The 16,005-nt window shown below is 52.3% G+C and carries 10 protein-coding genes and 1 pseudogene; 4 read left to right on the top strand and 7 right to left on the bottom strand.

Translation table 11 applies throughout. The features are described from left to right. Window positions 1–54 precede the first annotated feature (54 nt). The gene (locus tag VPK24_RS00120) at window positions 55–1,077 is read right to left on the bottom strand and encodes a Gfo/Idh/MocA family protein (RefSeq protein ID WP_255407512.1); all 1,023 of its coding nucleotides are present in this window, start codon (window positions 1,075–1,077) and stop codon (window positions 55–57) included. Between the two features lie 141 nt (window positions 1,078–1,218). Between VPK24_RS00120 and queC the strand changes: the two genes are divergently transcribed. Beyond that, window positions 1,219–1,974, top strand: coding sequence for a 7-cyano-7-deazaguanine synthase QueC (gene queC / locus VPK24_RS00125; protein WP_393009632.1), 756 nt, complete (start codon window positions 1,219–1,221; stop codon window positions 1,972–1,974). Between the two features lie 181 nt (window positions 1,975–2,155). Here the strand turns inward: queC and VPK24_RS00130 are convergent, their stop codons facing one another. Further along, the gene (locus VPK24_RS00130) at window positions 2,156–5,773 is read right to left on the bottom strand and encodes a leucine-rich repeat domain-containing protein (protein ID WP_393009634.1); all 3,618 of its coding nucleotides are present in this window, start codon (window positions 5,771–5,773) and stop codon (window positions 2,156–2,158) included. A 247-nt stretch (window positions 5,774–6,020) separates the two neighbouring features. On the opposite strand from VPK24_RS00130, the gene VPK24_RS00135 reads away from it, so the two are divergent. Beyond that, on the top strand, window positions 6,021–6,617 hold the full coding sequence (locus VPK24_RS00135; RefSeq protein WP_393009636.1) for a hypothetical protein: 597 nt from the start codon (window positions 6,021–6,023) through the stop codon (window positions 6,615–6,617). A 405-nt stretch (window positions 6,618–7,022) separates the two neighbouring features. Then, the gene (locus VPK24_RS00140) at window positions 7,023–8,429 is read left to right on the top strand and encodes a DNA cytosine methyltransferase (RefSeq protein ID WP_393009638.1); all 1,407 of its coding nucleotides are present in this window, start codon (window positions 7,023–7,025) and stop codon (window positions 8,427–8,429) included. An 89-nt stretch (window positions 8,430–8,518) separates the two neighbouring features. Here the strand turns inward: VPK24_RS00140 and VPK24_RS00145 are convergent, their stop codons facing one another. The 5 genes and pseudogenes from VPK24_RS00145 to VPK24_RS00165 all read right to left on the bottom strand — a co-directional run bounded on the left by VPK24_RS00145 (window position 8,519) and on the right by VPK24_RS00165 (window position 12,680). Further along, a complete protein-coding gene (locus VPK24_RS00145) occupies window positions 8,519–10,096 on the bottom strand; it encodes an ATP-binding protein (RefSeq protein ID WP_393009640.1) in 1,578 nt (525 codons plus the stop codon). 4 nt (window positions 10,097–10,100) lie between these two features. Next, window positions 10,101–10,652 (bottom strand): heme NO-binding domain-containing protein, encoded by a 552-nt coding sequence (locus tag VPK24_RS00150; protein WP_393009642.1) that lies wholly within the window; start codon window positions 10,650–10,652, stop codon window positions 10,101–10,103. Between the two features lie 621 nt (window positions 10,653–11,273). Continuing rightward, window positions 11,274–11,363: pseudogene (locus tag VPK24_RS00155) on the bottom strand (IS5/IS1182 family transposase); the annotation flags it as partial. A 172-nt stretch (window positions 11,364–11,535) separates the two neighbouring features. Then, entirely contained in the window at window positions 11,536–11,730 is a 195-nt protein-coding gene (locus VPK24_RS00160) for a hypothetical protein (protein WP_099535395.1), read from the bottom strand. Between the two features lie 302 nt (window positions 11,731–12,032). Further along, entirely contained in the window at window positions 12,033–12,680 is a 648-nt protein-coding gene (locus VPK24_RS00165) for a Uma2 family endonuclease (RefSeq protein WP_393009644.1), read from the bottom strand. Between the two features lie 129 nt (window positions 12,681–12,809). Between VPK24_RS00165 and polA the strand changes: the two genes are divergently transcribed. Further along, on the top strand, window positions 12,810–15,755 hold the full coding sequence (gene polA, locus VPK24_RS00170; RefSeq protein WP_393009646.1) for a DNA polymerase I: 2,946 nt from the start codon (window positions 12,810–12,812) through the stop codon (window positions 15,753–15,755). Window positions 15,756–16,005: the final 250 nt, after the last annotated feature.

The following is a 16,005-nucleotide window of genomic DNA, read 5'->3' on the forward strand; positions in this document are numbered from 1 at the left end:
AATTGGGCCGCTTGGCCCGTTCTAGAAGGTGATGATCGATGGTCTAACGGTTGATTAACCCCACCGATCGTCGCCTTTGCCCAAGGGTTCGTCCAGGGCCATTTGCTCGATCGCGCTGGCAATTTTCAGGGCCTTTAGGGCCTGTTCGCCGCCGATCGAGGGTTGCATCTCGCCCCGCACACAGTTCACAAAATGCTCCAATTCCGCATGGAGCGGCTCCGTGTTCCCGATCGCCACTGACTCGATCGACCCATCCAGCCGATAACAAGCCTGACTGGCGCGATCGCCCGCCGGATAGCTGGAGGTTTTGCGATGAACCAAAATTTGGCGCGCCAAGAAATCCGCCTCCACCAACGAATCTTGGCAATGGGCGGCAATCCGGCGAATTTTGCGGTGTGTTACCTTGCTGGCCGTTAGGGTGGCTACAATCCCATTCGCAAAGCCCAGGGTTGCCGTCACATAGTCCAACTGGCCGGAAGCGGCCCGGCTGCCGCTGGCCGACAGACGCACCACCGAGGAGTTGGCAATTTCCAAAATCAAATCAATGTCATGGATCATCAAGTCCAACACCACCGACACATCATTGGCGCGATCGGCGTGGGGACTCATGCGATGGGCCTCGAGCGCTAACACCCGCTCCGTTTTCAGAACGTTGAAGCATTCTTGAAACGTGGGGTTAAATCGCTCAATATGTCCCACCAGCAAAATGCATTGACGTTCGGCCGCCGCATTCACCAGGGCCTCCGCTTCAATGATGCTGGCGGCGATCGGTTTTTCCATGAGCACATGCACCCCGGCCCGCAGGCAATCCATGCCCACGGTGTAGTGCAGCTTGGTGGGAACCGCGATGCACACCGCGTCCACCAGGGGCAGCATATCTTTGTAGTCTTCAAAAAACCGAACGCGGTATTTGCTGGCCAATTCCAGCCCCCGTTCCACATTCAGATCTGAAATTCCCACCAATTCGGCATCCTTAAGCAAGCTCAGGATCCGGGCGTGGTGTTGTCCCATGTTGCCGACCCCGATCGCGCCAACGCGGATGGGATGGTGGCTCGGCCGGGCGAGGGCAGGCCGAATTTGAGCATCGAGCGATTCGCTACGGGATTGCACGCGCGTTTAACAGCAGCAGTGAAGGGGCAATGGGGCGAGGAGTGATGCCGCCAGCGTCGGCCGGCCACATCCTACCATAGGGTGGATTTTCGCAAGAATTCTTGACCCATGACCGTCGTACCGCCTGGAACTCCGGAAGCCGCCCCAACGCCCTCTGCCCGATCGCCCCAGTGCCAACCGCCCAAAGCCGTTGTGTTGCTCTCCGGTGGTTTGGACTCATCCACGGTGCTCTATCAAGCCAAGGCCGATGGGTGCGACTGCTACGCCCTGTCTTTTGATTATCAGCAGCGCCACCGTCGGGAACTGCAAGCGGCTGTGGCGATCGCCCAAGCGGCCGGCGTGGTGGCCCATCAAGTGGTGCGGTTTGACCTAACCCAATGGGGTGGCTCGGCGCTAACGGATAACCAGCTTGATTTGCCGAGCGATCGGCCCTTGGACGGCATGGCGACGGAAATTCCGATCACCTATGTGCCGGCCCGCAACACGATCTTTTTGAGCTTTGCCCTGGCCTACGCGGAGGCGATCGACGCGCAACGGGTTTATATCGGCGTGAATGCCCTGGACTATTCCGGCTATCCTGACTGCCGACCGGACTATTTGGCGGCGATGCAGTCCGTGTTTCAGTTGGGCACGCGCCAGGGTCGGGAGGGCCAGCCGATCGAAATCATCGCGCCGTTGGTGGAGCTGCGCAAAACGGACATCATCGAGCTGGGCAATCGGTTGGGGGTGCCTTGGGCGGATACGTGGTCTTGTTATGCGGGGGGCGATCGCTCCTGTGGGCGCTGCGATTCTTGTCGGTTGCGGCTGGCGGCCTTTGCAGAGTTGGGCCTAACCGATCCAGTGCCCTATGAGGTGCGGGCATAGATCCCGTAGGGGCGCATCGCCATGCGCCCTCCGATACGCGAGATCTTCGAGAACCAATTTGTTTCAAGCGATCAACCCTGGCGGAGGGCGTACGGCGGTACGCCCCTACGATTGGGGGTGAAACCGTGATCAGACAAGGGGTTTAAACCCCTTGCTCCCGAGCGATCGCCCGCCCAAATGTCTACAGACCGATCGCCCGTTCGCTGGTTTCATCCAACGAGAAGGGATTGAAGGTGGCGTGGGGGTAGGTTTCCCGGCCGCGATAGGGTTCGCGGTGTTCCGGGCAGAGCCACAGGTAGTGATATTCCGGGGTGAGCACCAGTTGCAGTTCGCCCTTGCCCAGGCCCGATCGCTCGAAGTCGGGTTCGCGGTCTTTCAGGAATTGGCGCAGGGCCCAGAGTTGGCGATCGTCGGCGGCGATCGGGTCTTCGGCTAGGCGATCGAACCGGCCCCGATCGCCCTCGGCCAAGTCCGGGTCGAGATCGGCGATCGACAGGTGCGGCAACTGGCCGGCTAGCTCTTTGGTGAATTCCAGGCCGGCTTTCCAGCGTTCGTTGTCGATCGCCGCCGTCAGTCCCGCCGTGGGGCCGGCCAAGGGAGCCACCACCTTCAGCAGCGTCACCAGTTTGTTCAGGTGGGGGCTGAGACTTTTGAGCCAGCGGGCCCCGTCGGTGAGCTCGTAACGGCATTGCTCCACGGGATGGCAACAGCCGGGATGCTCACAATAGAGCTGCAATTCCAGTTTTTGCCCCAACACCGCTTGCTTGAGGCTGCTGAACCGACCGCCACCGGAGCCGGGTTGAATCGTAAAAATCGTCGGACAGCAGCGATCGACTTTGCTTTGGTCAGCGGCGAATTGTTTGGTGAATTCCCGACTGGTTTGCTCGCGCAAAGATTGCAATTCCGATCGCGTTTCCGCTTGGTTTTTCAGTACCGTTTCGGTGAGGGATTCAATCCGTTGCAACACCTGCGGTTCGGTGCGGCGATCGATCCCATAAAGCAAGCGATCGACCACCAAATCTTCTTCCGCACTCGGACATTCAATCTGCGGTTTTTTGCGGGTTCGCAACTGCTGATAGTCGAATTCGTGCGTGCAGGGCTGGCCGTTGTGGCCCGGACAAAGCACCTTGGGCGTAACTTGCAGCCCCGGAAACCGTTCCGCCAGCAGTTGCGTAATCCCGTCGTGCAGCAACGTACAAAAATTCTGGGGGTGGGGGCCGCGCACCGTCAGCCGCAACGATCGCTCACCCAGGGGCAAGTCCAACAGGGCCAGGTGACGCACGCCGCCATCGTCGTAGGCAAACAAGGCTCCGTAGCGCCAGTGGCGATCGATGCTGAACCGCGATTGGCGGGCAATGAACCAAGTGGGAATTCCCGGCGGCACGAAGTTGAGGTGATAGCGAAAGGCGATTTGCGGCCCGTCGGCGAGCGCGTCCCAATCGGTTTCGTAGGGCGGGGGATTGTGGGGCACGCGCTCCACCACGAGCGATCGATCCGCGTCGCGATCGTCCAGCAGTCGATAGGACAGGTCAAACCGTTCCATCAGCCGCAACAGGTGGTCGCACACATGGCGATCGAGGTCGCACCACAGCCGCTCCATGCAGCAGTGGGTAAAGATGCCGCGTTTTTGTTCGACTTCCCGATCGTCAATCACGCGGCTGATGGTTTGGCTGGCCCAAGCCGGTTGCAAAATCACCAAATCACTTAAGTCTAAATCGCTGTTGGCGGGGCGATCTTGAAAAAACAAAATTTGCCCCAGCTCATGCAGCCAGCGGGCCAACACGGGGCGGCTAGTTTCGGCGACTCCGGCGGCGGCCAAGTGACGATAAAACGCTTTGGGGCCGATGTAGGGGTCGGGCAGCTCGGCCAGGCTGTCGGCGGCGCGCAACCAAGTGGCGGGCCAGGTTTCGCCCATTAGGGGCAGGTCGGCGGCGAGCTGGGCCAAGGTGGTACGAAGGTCGTCGATGCCGTCGTTGGTGCGGTTGCTGACGGCGGCGATCGCCTGGATTTGCGGGTATTTTTCCCGGAAGGCGCGATCGGGGAAGGCGGCTACATGTTGATCGGTGTGGCTGGCCACCAGGACGATCGGGGCGTTGGGGGCGAGGGTGGTGATTGTGTTTAACCAATAGTCGAGCTTGCCTTCTTCATGGCCCGATCGGGCGCTCCAAACCACCACAAAGAGCGATCGCTCGCTCATAAAAAACTGGTGAGTGGCGTGATAAATTTCCTGGCCGCCAAAGTCCCAAGCATTCAGGGTCATGGTCACATCGGCGCGGGTGGGGTGGGCGAGTTCCAAGGGGGCGATCGCCATGCCGTGAGTGGTGTCTGTGGGGACAAATGCTTGGCCACGCAGGGCATTCAACAGGGCGGTTTTGCCTGCACCGCCTTGACCAACGACGAGCAGTTTAGAAACCCATTTTTGTTCGTAGCCTTCAATCCGTTCATCGAGATAATCAAAGATCGCTTGCTGCCCTTGCTCGACAATTTCGGGCGGATAGGCAGAGTAGGGATTCTGATCGATCGCAACGTTATAAACACCTTTCAAAAAAGGAACTAGCTTTAACGGGATTTCTTGAATCTGATTCCCTTGCAAATTCAGATTGGAACTCTGCTTTTGCCGCGCTTCCGCAGGCTCTTCTCGAAGTTTAGGCAAATGATCGAGCCACTCAGGAATGCTCGTCAGTTGGTTGAAAGAGAGCCAAAGTATTTGCAGGTTTTGCAGTTGGGTGATCGCCTCAGGAATGCTCGTCAGCTGGTTGTTGTCGAGCGTGAGTGTTTGAAGGTTTTGCAGTTGGGCGATCACCTCTGGAATATTGGCTAGATGGTTGTTGTGGAGCAAGAACATCTGCAGGTTTTGCAGTTGAGCAATTGATTCAGGAATGCTCTTTAGTTGGTTGTTGTAGAGATGGAGTTCTTGCAGGTTTTGCAGTCGAGCGATCACCTCAGGAATGCTCGTCAGCTGGTTGTTGTTGAGCAAGAGTATTTGCAGGTTTTCCAATTGGGCGATCGCCTCAGGAATGCTCGTCAGTTGGTTGTCGGAGAGCAAGAGTATTTGCAGGTTTTCCAATTGGGCGATCGCCTCAGGAATGCTCGTTAGTTGGTTGTTGTAGAGATAGAGTTGTTGCAGGTTTTGCAGTTGGGTGATCGACTTGGGAATGCTCGTTAGTTGGTTGTTGTCAAGATCGAGCCTTTGCAGGTTTTGCAGTTGGGTGATCGCCTCAGGAATGCTCGTTAGTTGGTTATTGGAGAGCGAGAGTGTTTGCAGGTTTTGTAGTTGGGCAATCGCCTCAGGAATGCTCGTCAGTTGGTTATTTTCAAGCCAGAGTTTTTGCAGGTTTTGCAGTTGGGCGATCGCCTCTGGAATGCTCGTCAGTTGGTTGTCGGAGAGCCAGAGTTGTTGCAGGTTTTGTAGTTGGGTGATCGCCTCTGGAATGCTCGTTAGTTGGTTGTTGTCGAGATCGAGTGCTTGCAGGTTTTGCAGTCTGGTTATCGACTCAGGAAAGCTCGTTAGTTGGTTTTTGTCTAGATCTAGTCGCTCTAAAGCAATGAGAGATTGAATTTTTGATGAGACTTCCGTGAGCTTATTTTGATCTAGCCTAAGAATCTTGAGACTTATTAGATCAAAGAGCTGATCAGGAATTGTCGAAATTTGATTATCAAATAAATTGAGTTCTTCTAGGTGCCTTAATGCAAATAATTCAACGGGTAATTCCGTTAAGCCCAACTCGCTCAAATCCAAAGAGGTTGCACCCTCAGCCAAGGCAGCAGCAATTCGTTGTTGGGCGACTTCCAGGCTCATGGGTTCAGACTCTCACTGTTGTGTCTCCCCCGATTGTAGCCCTGTAGGTTGGGTTGAGCCATGCTAAACCTAACTCAATCCATGTCAACCTTGTGGACGTTGGGTTTCGTCCCTCCACCCAACCTACTGGCTTGGCTTTGCTCCCTGGCATCCGGTGCGATCGCCCTGTAATCCAGAAGCAAGTCGATCGACCATTTCGCCATGATCGATAATGATCAATAGATCTGGAGTCCAGCGATCCAATTCAATGATTAAAAAACGCAAAAACTTCTCCAGATTTAACCTAAAAGAAGCCTATCAATATCTCAACTTGAAAGAACTCAAGCCCTGGGAACTCGAAAGCCAACCTCGATCGCCTAGCACATTCTTTCAAGAACGCCTCCGCCGCCTACAGGCCCATTTTGATCTGCGCTACTGTGAAAAATCCAAAGAACTGATTATTGATGCATTTTGCGAAGAAGCAATTACCGATCTAGAAAATCTCAAAATTTGGAAAGGCGTTAAGCTGGAAACGACACAAGTCACCGGCAATGTCGATTATTTAATCACGGAGCGCCGAGACTATGTAGCCGCACCTTTTTTGTGCATTGTCGAAGCCAAAAAAGACGACTTCGAGCAGGGATTAGCCCAATGCTTAGTGGAAATGAAAGCTTGCCAAGATTGCAATGGCGATCAAACCCTTGAAGTGTTGGGAATTGTCACCAATGGCGACGGCTGGCGGTTTTATCGGCTCGATTCGTCCGGTCAGGTTTATGAAACTGGTCTCTATTCCAACCGTAACCCGGCTGAGTTGTTGGGAGTGTTGCACCAACTGCTGAAGCAATGCGATCGACAAGTGCGATAAGTCTTCCCCAATTGTAGCCCTGTAGGTTGGGTTGAGCCGCGCGAAACTCAACTCGATCTGCGTCAACTTTGTGGCTGTTAGGTCTCGTCCCTCAACTCAACCTACCAGAGCTAATCCAACACTTGAAATTGGCGAACGTTGGCCGATTTATGAAATGCAAGTGAGCGAAGCTGTGGATTTCATTGTTGGTGTAGTCGAAGCTATTCATCAAGTTATTCAGGTTGGGTGACTCAGGGGCCAAGAGTTGCTGATCAGATAGATTAAATATCCACAAAATTGACTGAGTAATAAGTTTGTTACCCGATCGCCCAAGAAAGGGTAGGGGCAGTGGATCGATCAATCGCTCGGAATTCCGCTACCATATGGGTCGCTTGACCGCTGTTGCTGAAAGTTGACCCCCTTGCCGTGACCGTTTCCCGCCGCCCGATCGCCGTTGACCTGTTTGCCGGAGCCGGAGGGATGTCCTTAGGGTTCGAGATGGCGGGGTTTGATGTGGCGGTGGCGGTAGAAATTGACCCGATTCACTGTTTAACCCATCAGTACAACTTTCCGCAGGGGGCGGTGCTTTGTCGGAGTGCGGCGGAGGTGACGGGGGCGGAAATTCGGCAGCAATTGGCGGCGGTGTTGCGGGGCGATCGCCCGAGTGATTCCGAACGGGTTCGTGATTCAGCGCCGACCAGCCACCTAGGGCTAGAAGAACCAGAGCTGGAAATTGATGTGCTGTTTGGGGGGCCGCCCTGCCAGGGATTTTCCATGATGGGAAAGCGGGCCTTTGATGATCCGCGAAATGCCTTGATGTTCCACTTTGCTCGGTTGGTGAATGAGCTGCGGCCCAAGTATTTTATGATTGAAAATGTGCGGGGCATGACCCTGGGCAAACATCGGGCGTTTTTGAGCGAATTAATTGATTTATTTGCCGATTTTGGCTACCAAGTGGAAGCCAACTATCAGGTTTTGAATGCGGCCCATTACGGCGTGCCGCAGGATCGCCAACGTTTGTTTTTGTTGGGGGCCCGATCGGGCTGGCCGCTGCCCAGCTATCCAGCGCCCCAAACCCGTCGCCCGCCGGTTTGCAAAAGTGCCAAGCGCGATCGAACTCTGGCCCATTTGCCCATTTGCCCCACCGTGGCCGGGGCGATCGGGGATTTGCCCGACGTGGATCAATATCCCGAACTGCGATCGAGTGATTGGTTGGACTTGGGCCAACTGGCCGATCCCCCCGGCGACTATGCCCGCTGGTTACGGGGCGCATTGCGGGATCCCGCTGATTTCAGCCATCCCCGTCGATCGCCTCGATCGGGCCTGTCCGGTTGTTTGCGTACCGACCACAGCGCCGCCTCAATTGCCCGGTTTCAAACCACGCCCCCCGGCGAAGTCGATCGGATCAGTCGCTTTTTAAAACTGCATCCCGAAGGCATTTGCAACACCCTACGGGCCGGAACCCCCAGCAATCGCGGTGCGTTCACCTCACCCCGGCCCATTCACCCCATCCAAGGGCGTTGCATCACTGTGCGCGAAGCGGCCCGCCTCCACTCCTACCCCGACTGGTTCTGTTTCCACGGCACGAAATGGCATGGAATGCGGCAAATTGGTAACTCAGTGCCGCCCCTGTTGGCGCGGGCTGTGGCTGCCCAAGTGCGATCGTGCCTGCCGGGTGAACCCACCTTGCCCGATCGCCCCATCCCGATCGGCGATCCTCAGTGGCTGAGCTACACCATGAGCCAAGCTGCCGATTTTTATGCGGTCAGCCGCCATGCGATCGCCCCACGTCGTCGGCCAGGGGCCCAGTCTCCTGCGGAGGTGCTTTCCTGAGCCATGCTGCGCCAATTTCCCAGCGATTTCTCAGCGATTTCTCAGCCAGTATCGACCGGCTCTCTCAATTCTCAATTCTGGGGTTATTCCTAAACCGCGCTCTTGCCTTGCAGTTGGGCCGGCTCGATCGGCAGTTCAATTACAAATTCCGTGCCCTTGCAGGGTTCCGAGGTGCAGCGCAGCCGGCCCCCGTGGCGCTCCGTCACAATTTTGTAGCTAATTGACATGCCCAGACCCGTGCCCCGATGGGCGGACTTTGTTGTGAAAAATGGCTCAAACAGCTTCGACTGAATATCCCTTGGCATTCCGCACCCATTGTCACGAATCGAGATACGCAACCATTCAGGATTAGTCAAAACTGTTTCAATCCAAATTCGGGGTGGTTCCCGTTTTGGGCCCGATCGCGCCGGCAATTCACAGGCCTGATTATGATCTTCAAGGGCATCGATCGCATTCGCCAAAATATTCATAAAAACCTGATTAATCTGTCCCCCATAGCAAGAAACGAGTGGCACATTGCCATAGTTTTTAATAATTTCAATGCCCGATGAAACCTTAGCCTTAGCGAGTCGGCTCCTCAGAATCATCAATGTGTTATCAATACCTTCGTGAATATCAAACCAATCGAGCGCACTGGCATCCAATCGCGAAAATTGGCGCAATCCTTCCACAATTTCACGAATTCGCTGACTCCCAATTCGCATGGACTGAAGCACCTTCGGAAAATCATTCAAAGCAAAAGCCAAATTCTCCAAGTCCAAACCGGCTAAAGCCGCAGTAGCATCAAAAGAATGGACACAATCAGTATTTTGCTCTTCAGGATTTAGATCTTTAATATTTTGATCTAACATTGATTCATTCAGCCAACTTTTAGAAGAATGGGCATGAGATATCTCGTGCCACTCTCTTGCTCGGGGAGAGGCTTTTAACAAAATTTGACAAGCCTCTAGCAAATCCTGAACATAATTGAGACAATGATCCAAGTTGCCGTGAATAAAATGTAAAGGATTGTTGATTTCATGAACAATGCCTGAAATCATTTGCCCCAGAGTGGACATTTTTTCGGACTGTACAAGTTGAATTTGTGTTTCTTTCAACTCCTTCAGTTGTTGCTCAAGTTGACGTGCCTGTTTTTCTGCCTTAAATCGCAAATGCTCCTGAATTGATAAAGCATCTTTTAACTGCTCTTGACTAGTAATCAACTGCTGATTGAGATTCTCCACCTGTTTCACAGACATCTGTGTTGTTTGTTGTAAGAACACTAGATCCGGTGTTACATCATGAAGCGGAAAATCCTTCAGTTGAATTCCTATATCTGTTAATTTTTGAGCATCGATCGCGGATGGTGAGCACAGAAAAAGAAAAATTTCTGATTCCAACAAATCCACCATCTGCCCCTTTAAAACCAAAGATAAATCTCGAGACTCCAGCAGAAAAAGGGATTGTCTTTTTTTAAGAAAGTCCTCAATGCTAATAGACATGCGAGGACGGTTGATCGAAAAATGATCTGCAAATAAGCGTCCCCTCAAGGGGTGGGGATAGATTCGATCGAGTGCTTGCCCCGCCTGAACAATTTGCAGTTGATGATTGAGGGCCAGATGGAACGGAAAGAGCTGCACCAGCAACTCTGCTGAAAGGCTGAATTGGGGTAAGGGCAACTGATCCATAACCCTAATCAGTGGTGTAATGGATGAGGAAGGTATCGCATTCATCACCCTGAGTACGATCGGCAATTTGGGTAATTTCCACTTCCGTATCGAAGCGATCGCCCAGCCCTTGAATCAAACCTTCCACCATGGGAGCCAACCCTTGGCGAGTCGATCGATAGTGTAATTCCACCGTGTGATGGCCCACCTGATCACAGTCAAAGGACGGGGGACGAAACGCGGGAAACTGCACCCCTAGCCTTGTGTGTAAATCATCCAAGTTGCCCAAAAAATCCACCAAGTTATCACCACACATATTCATGATTTCTCGGTAACCTGCCGTTTTGGTATAACCCACCCAATAGTGACCAAATTTGCGCAGCAATTCCGTTGAAGAAATATCCAAAATAGTGGTCGCTGCTTGCACAATGTTATGGGTGATGTCGTCGGGATAGGACTTCATCACAAAAAAATGCTCCTCCGAGAGCTGAGCATGGGCCATGATGTCGTTCCAAATCTCCTGGCCATACTGCTCGCACATCATCATCCGCAAGGCGCTGTTAATTAAGCCATACATAAAAATAAAGTGAAATCCTGATCTGACGGAGTAGGGAGTTTTGAGCGCATGATCAGCAATCTTGCTTAATCATGTTCATTATATAAAGACGACAGTTTTAAGCGTCAAGGGATCTTTCTGACTATCCCCATAGCACTGAGAAATTTATGAGGTAAACTTGGTTAAAATTAACGCTTCCAATTGAAACCAAAAGCTGTGATTTCTCGATCAATCGTAATTGATTTAAAGCGTTTCTGTAAAGAATCGAACATGAATGGAAAACGAGACCAAACCATTTCAAGCGAAAATTTTGTATCTGTGACATTGCATCACTAGGTTGGTTTGGTGCAGGAGGATCTGTAACGAAATTTGGCTATCTGGATCCATTCCCAGTTGAGAAATAGATGATTTGAGCGATCGCGCGAGACTTCATGAACCAATGATGAATTCTTTAATTACTTCATGCGTTATTAGCGATTAAAAAAGCAATTCATCAAGTTGCTTAGGGGTTAGCTCCAGGTTTTGCCAGTTCACGCCACCCACAGCGCCCCGATCGGCCGGGGGCACGGAGTGGCCTCGGGTTTGCGTTCGCGGGCGGGGGGCTGGCTCGTTGGGCGCGAATCCGTTCTAGGAAAACTGAGAGAGTGGCTGGAAGAGCGCCCACTCATCATCACTCAAATCACTGGGATAGGGTTTGCGGGTGGGATTGGCAATCACCGGGAGACGACTCATGAGCTGGGCGGTGTTTCAGATAGGGCTAGCCTAAAACTGGCTTTAGACCTCATCAAGTCCTCTTTGGCTTCTCTTCGTCAATTAGTTCTTACAAAGCTGACCGGTGGAGCTGGTCAATTTCAACTTTGAGCAGTTGCCTTGAGCAATTCTTGAACCATTGAACTAATTGACCCTAAACCCAGTCGGCCATGGATTCCCAACTGTGGCGCAATTGGCTGCTCAATAGTCCATTTTCTGATCGCCGATTGCGGCGGCGGGATTTGGCAGCATTCGAGCGTTTCCGCGATCGCTTGTCAACCACAATTTTCCTCAGGTCGATCGCATCGTCCCAAGAATGAAATCGGTCAGGAAAAGTTCGCTGAGTCATGATTCTGACCTCCCAAAATTGACGTTGGGGGAATTGCCAGCCCAGTTGCTGACTTCAGAGATTCAGCCCCGTCGTCGATAGAATGATCCCAGTGCAATCCAGCTTCATCGTCGAAGCGCACTAGGGATCTGGACGCAAATCTCTAGGATATTGTTCTGCGAATCGGGATCCCAATCCGGTTAACTTCACCAGAAGCCCCTGGTTCGATCGTACCGCTTTTTCCCAGGGACGGCGACTCACAGATCCTGATTCTTCAGGAATGAATTTTCCAGAATTTTCCAAGGAATCCCAGCCCAAATTGCTTACTGGGCTAAGTGATCACGCACCAACTGGCGCAATGCTTGTTCAGCAGCAATTTCATCTTGCTGAGCCTCTGCCAAAAATTGATATAAATACGCTTTTTGCACCCAAGGAAAAATGGGGCTAAATTCCGATTCTTGATAATCCCCATTTTCCAACATAAAAATGCGCCAATCACGGCCGTTATATCGCCACAGCTCTGGAACGCCCATCGCAGCATAGAGCCGATTTTTGTCAATATCCGTGTGGGTGATATCCACTTCAACTACCAGATCCGGCGGAGGATCAGCCGCAAAATCAACTCTTCGACCCGCAACCCGTGCTTGATTTTGAATGTAGTAAGCACAATCAGGTTCTGAGCTGCGATCAAGTTCTTCACGCTCAATCCGAGTAGATCCCATTGTTTTAATTTTCAGACCCATCTCAAAGATCATGATGATGATGAAGCGCTCAATGAGACGAATCGAAAATTCATGATCTTCCAAGGGTATAGTGATTTCTAAAACTCCATGATCATAGGTCAAGCGAGCAGAACGACGGAACGGCAGGGCATGGAGAACCTGTTGGTAAGTTTGCCAAGTTAGGCCACGCAGCGTCACACGTTTTTCACCGATGGGTTGGGTGGGAGCCAGCGGGGCGATCGCAATCATTGCTCACAACTCCTGAAACGGTTGATCAGTTCTATTATTGCCAATGGGGCCAAGCAGTGGGCGAGCTACCCGATCGCCCGGTGCGCAAAGGGGCTGCTATGCTGAGGGCGAGCATTCTGCAATCGCCCCATGACCGACTCCGCAAAGACCTTGCTTTTGGTAGATGGCCATTCCTTGGCTTTCCGAGCATTCTATGCCTTCGTGAATGGACGAGATGGTGGTCTGCGCACTTCCACTGGCATTCCCACCAGCATTTGCTACGGATTTATTAAGGCCCTATTGGACACGATCGCCCTTGAAAAACCCCAAGCGATCGCCCTGGCTTTTGATACTCGCCAGCCCACCTTTCGCCACGAAGCCGATGCGACCTACAAGGATGGGCGGCCGGAAACTCCCGTGGAGTTTATTGAAGATATTCAACACCTCGAAACTCTGTTGGTGGCGCTGAATTTAACCATTGTCAAAACGCCAGGTTTTGAAGCAGATGACGCGATCGGGACAATGACCCAACAGGGCATCGCGGCGGGCTATCGGGTTAAAATCTTGAGTGGCGATCGGGACTTATTTCAACTCATTAATGACCAGCAAGGCATCAGCGTTTTGCACTTGGGTGGGCGTGATGTGAAGTCTTCTCGCTACAGCGAATATCGTGCAGCCCAAGTGGTGGAAAAATGGGGCGTGCGTCCGGATCAGGTGGTGGATTTCAAAGCCCTTTGCGGTGATAAATCCGATAATATTCCGGGGGTGAAAGGCATTGGCGAAAAAACCGCTGCCCAGCTTCTGCAAGAGTATGAGTCCTTGGATGGGATTTATCAGGCATTAGACTCTCTGAAAAAATCCGTCAAGAGCAAATTAGAGGCCGATCGAGAGGCCGCTTACCATTCTCAGTTTCTGGCGCAAATTAAATGTGATGTGCCCTTGGATTTGACATTAGCTGACTGTGAATTAAGCGGATTCGATCGCGCTGCCCTCACCCCTCTGCTGGAAAAACTAGAACTGAATCAGTTTCTGAAGCAAATTGAGCGTTTGGAAGCTCGATTTGGCAATGGTCAGTTAACGCTGGGAGCGGAGCAAGGGACAGGTAATGAAACGAGTTCTGTGGGCCGATCGCCCCAATTATCTAGGGGTTCCCTAGCTCCAGCCTCGGAAGCGGAAGATACTTGGTTTTTCAGTGCCGAAGAGACCGATGCGCTCAAGGCCAATCCACCGCTACCGGCCGAATTCACCCCAGAAATTATCACTACGCCCGATCAATTGGAGGCGCTGGTTGCCGCACTGTTGCGCTGCCAAAACCGTGACTATCCCACCGCTTGGGATACAGAAACCACTGCCCTAGATCCCCGAAAAGCGGCCTTGGTGGGAATTGGGGTTTGCTATGGCAATGCGGAACAATTCACGGTGGCTTATATTCCCGTGGGACACAGTACGGGAAAACAGCTCGATCGATCGCTGGTGTTGCAAGCACTGAAACCCATTTTGGAAAGCGAAAACCATCCCAAGGTGCTGCAAAATGCCAAGTTCGATCGGGCAATTTTGCGTAGCCAAGGAATTCAACTGGCCGGGGTGATTTTTGACCCGATGCTTGCCAGTTATGTGCTGAATCCAGAAGCCAGCCATAACTTAACAGATTTGGGGTTGCGCTATTTAGGCATCAGCGCCACCAGCTACCAAGATCTGGTGCCGAAGGGACAAACCATTGCAGCGGTGAGCATTGCTGCTGTTGCTAACTATTGCGGCACGGATGTTTATAGTGCATTTCATTTGGTCAATATCCTGCGATCACAACTGTCTAGCGAGCAGGATTTGCTGCCACTTTTTGAGCAGGTGGAGCTGCCCCTTGAGCCGGTTTTGTCGGCCATGGAAGGGCGAGGCATTCGGATTGACACGGCCTATTTGGCGGAATTTTCTAAGCAATTAGAAACAGACCTATTGGCGATCGAACAGCGGGCCTACGCAGCGGCCGGAGAGACTTTTAATTTAGGTTCGCCTAAGCAACTCAGTGAATTGTTATTTGGCAAATTGGGCCTTGATCCCAAAAAGTCTCGCAAAACTAAAACTGGCTATTCCACGGATGCCGCCACCTTGGAAAAGTTAAAGGATGATCATCCCGTGGTGGAAGCGATCGTGGAGCATCGCACCTTAGCCAAACTGAAGTCTACCTATGTGGATGCGCTGCCGCAGTTGGTTTCGCCCCAAACCGATCGCGTCCATACGGACTTTAATCAAACGGTGACGGCCACGGGTCGCCTCTCTTCATCCAATCCCAACCTGCAAAATATCCCGATTCGGACGGCCTTTAGTCGGCAAATTCGGCGGGCTTTTTTACCCAAAGCGGGCTGGCTGTTGGCCGCAGCAGACTATTCCCAAATTGAGCTAAGAATCTTAGCCCATTTGAGTCAGGAACCGGTTTTAATTGAGGCCTATCAAACGGGGCGAGATGTCCATGCTTTGACCGCACAATTATTGCTCGATCGCCCTGACATTACCCCCGAAGAACGACGGCTAGGAAAAATCATCAACTTTGGGGTGATTTACGGCATGGGGGCGCAACGGTTTGCACGAGAAGCGGGCGTGTCGCGCATGGAAGCCAAGGAATTTATCGATCGCTTTAACCAGCGCTATCCCCAAGTCTTTGAGTATTTGCAACAAATGCAGCGCGAGGCGATCGCCCTGGGCTATGTGCATACGTTGCTGGGCCGACGGCGCTATTTTCAATTCATGAGTCCTTCGTTGAATCAATTGCGCGGCTCCGATCCCCAGGCGATCGACCTCGATCGGTTGCGGGTCAATGGTCAAAATGATGCCCAATTGCTGCGGGCGGCGGCCAACGCTCCCATTCAGGGTTCCAGCGCCGATATCATCAAAATTGCCATGATTCAACTTCATCAACGGTTGCAATCCACCCAGGCGACTTTACTGTTGCAAGTGCATGACGAATTGATTTTTGAAGTGCCTCCGGAAGAGTGGGACTTTGTGCGCCCAATTATTCAGGAAACCATGGAGTCAGCAGTCACCTTGAGTGTGCCCCTGGCGGTAGAAGTTCATGCGGGTCAAAACTGGATGGAAGCGAAATAACCTATCTAGAATGAGTGATGCAATTAGGGGATTTTAAATCTGCTTTACCTGATCGGTTTTTATCACACCCATCAATAGACCTCTTGCATCAATCACGATCCTGATCCTAAATCTCTCTCCAAGATTGCTGATTGACTGACAAAACGCTCAAATGCTTGGCTCTCCAGTCGGTTGGGTTGAGCTTTGCGAAACCCAACTCAATCACTAAAAATTTTGCTGTTGTTGGGTTTCGTGCCTCAACCTAACCGAC

Origin of the sequence: Limnothrix redekei LRLZ20PSL1 (genome assembly GCF_043235035.1) — a bacterium.
Lineage (GTDB): Bacteria > Cyanobacteriota > Cyanobacteriia > CACIAM-69d > CACIAM-69d > CACIAM-69d.

Coding starts and splice junctions, on each gene's coding strand:
- queC (WP_393009632.1), top strand. CDS start 1,219: ATGACCGTCGTACCGCCTGGAACTCCGGAAGCCGCCCCAACGCCCTCT.
- VPK24_RS00130 (WP_393009634.1), bottom strand. CDS start 5,773: ATGAGCCTGGAAGTCGCCCAACAACGAATTGCTGCTGCCTTGGCTGAG.
- VPK24_RS00135 (WP_393009636.1), top strand. CDS start 6,021: ATGATTAAAAAACGCAAAAACTTCTCCAGATTTAACCTAAAAGAAGCC.
- VPK24_RS00145 (WP_393009640.1), bottom strand. CDS start 10,096: ATGGATCAGTTGCCCTTACCCCAATTCAGCCTTTCAGCAGAGTTGCTG.
- VPK24_RS00150 (WP_393009642.1), bottom strand. CDS start 10,652: ATGTATGGCTTAATTAACAGCGCCTTGCGGATGATGATGTGCGAGCAG.
- VPK24_RS00160 (WP_099535395.1), bottom strand. CDS start 11,730: ATGACTCAGCGAACTTTTCCTGACCGATTTCATTCTTGGGACGATGCG.
- VPK24_RS00165 (WP_393009644.1), bottom strand. CDS start 12,680: ATGATTGCGATCGCCCCGCTGGCTCCCACCCAACCCATCGGTGAAAAA.
- polA (WP_393009646.1), top strand. CDS start 12,810: ATGACCGACTCCGCAAAGACCTTGCTTTTGGTAGATGGCCATTCCTTG.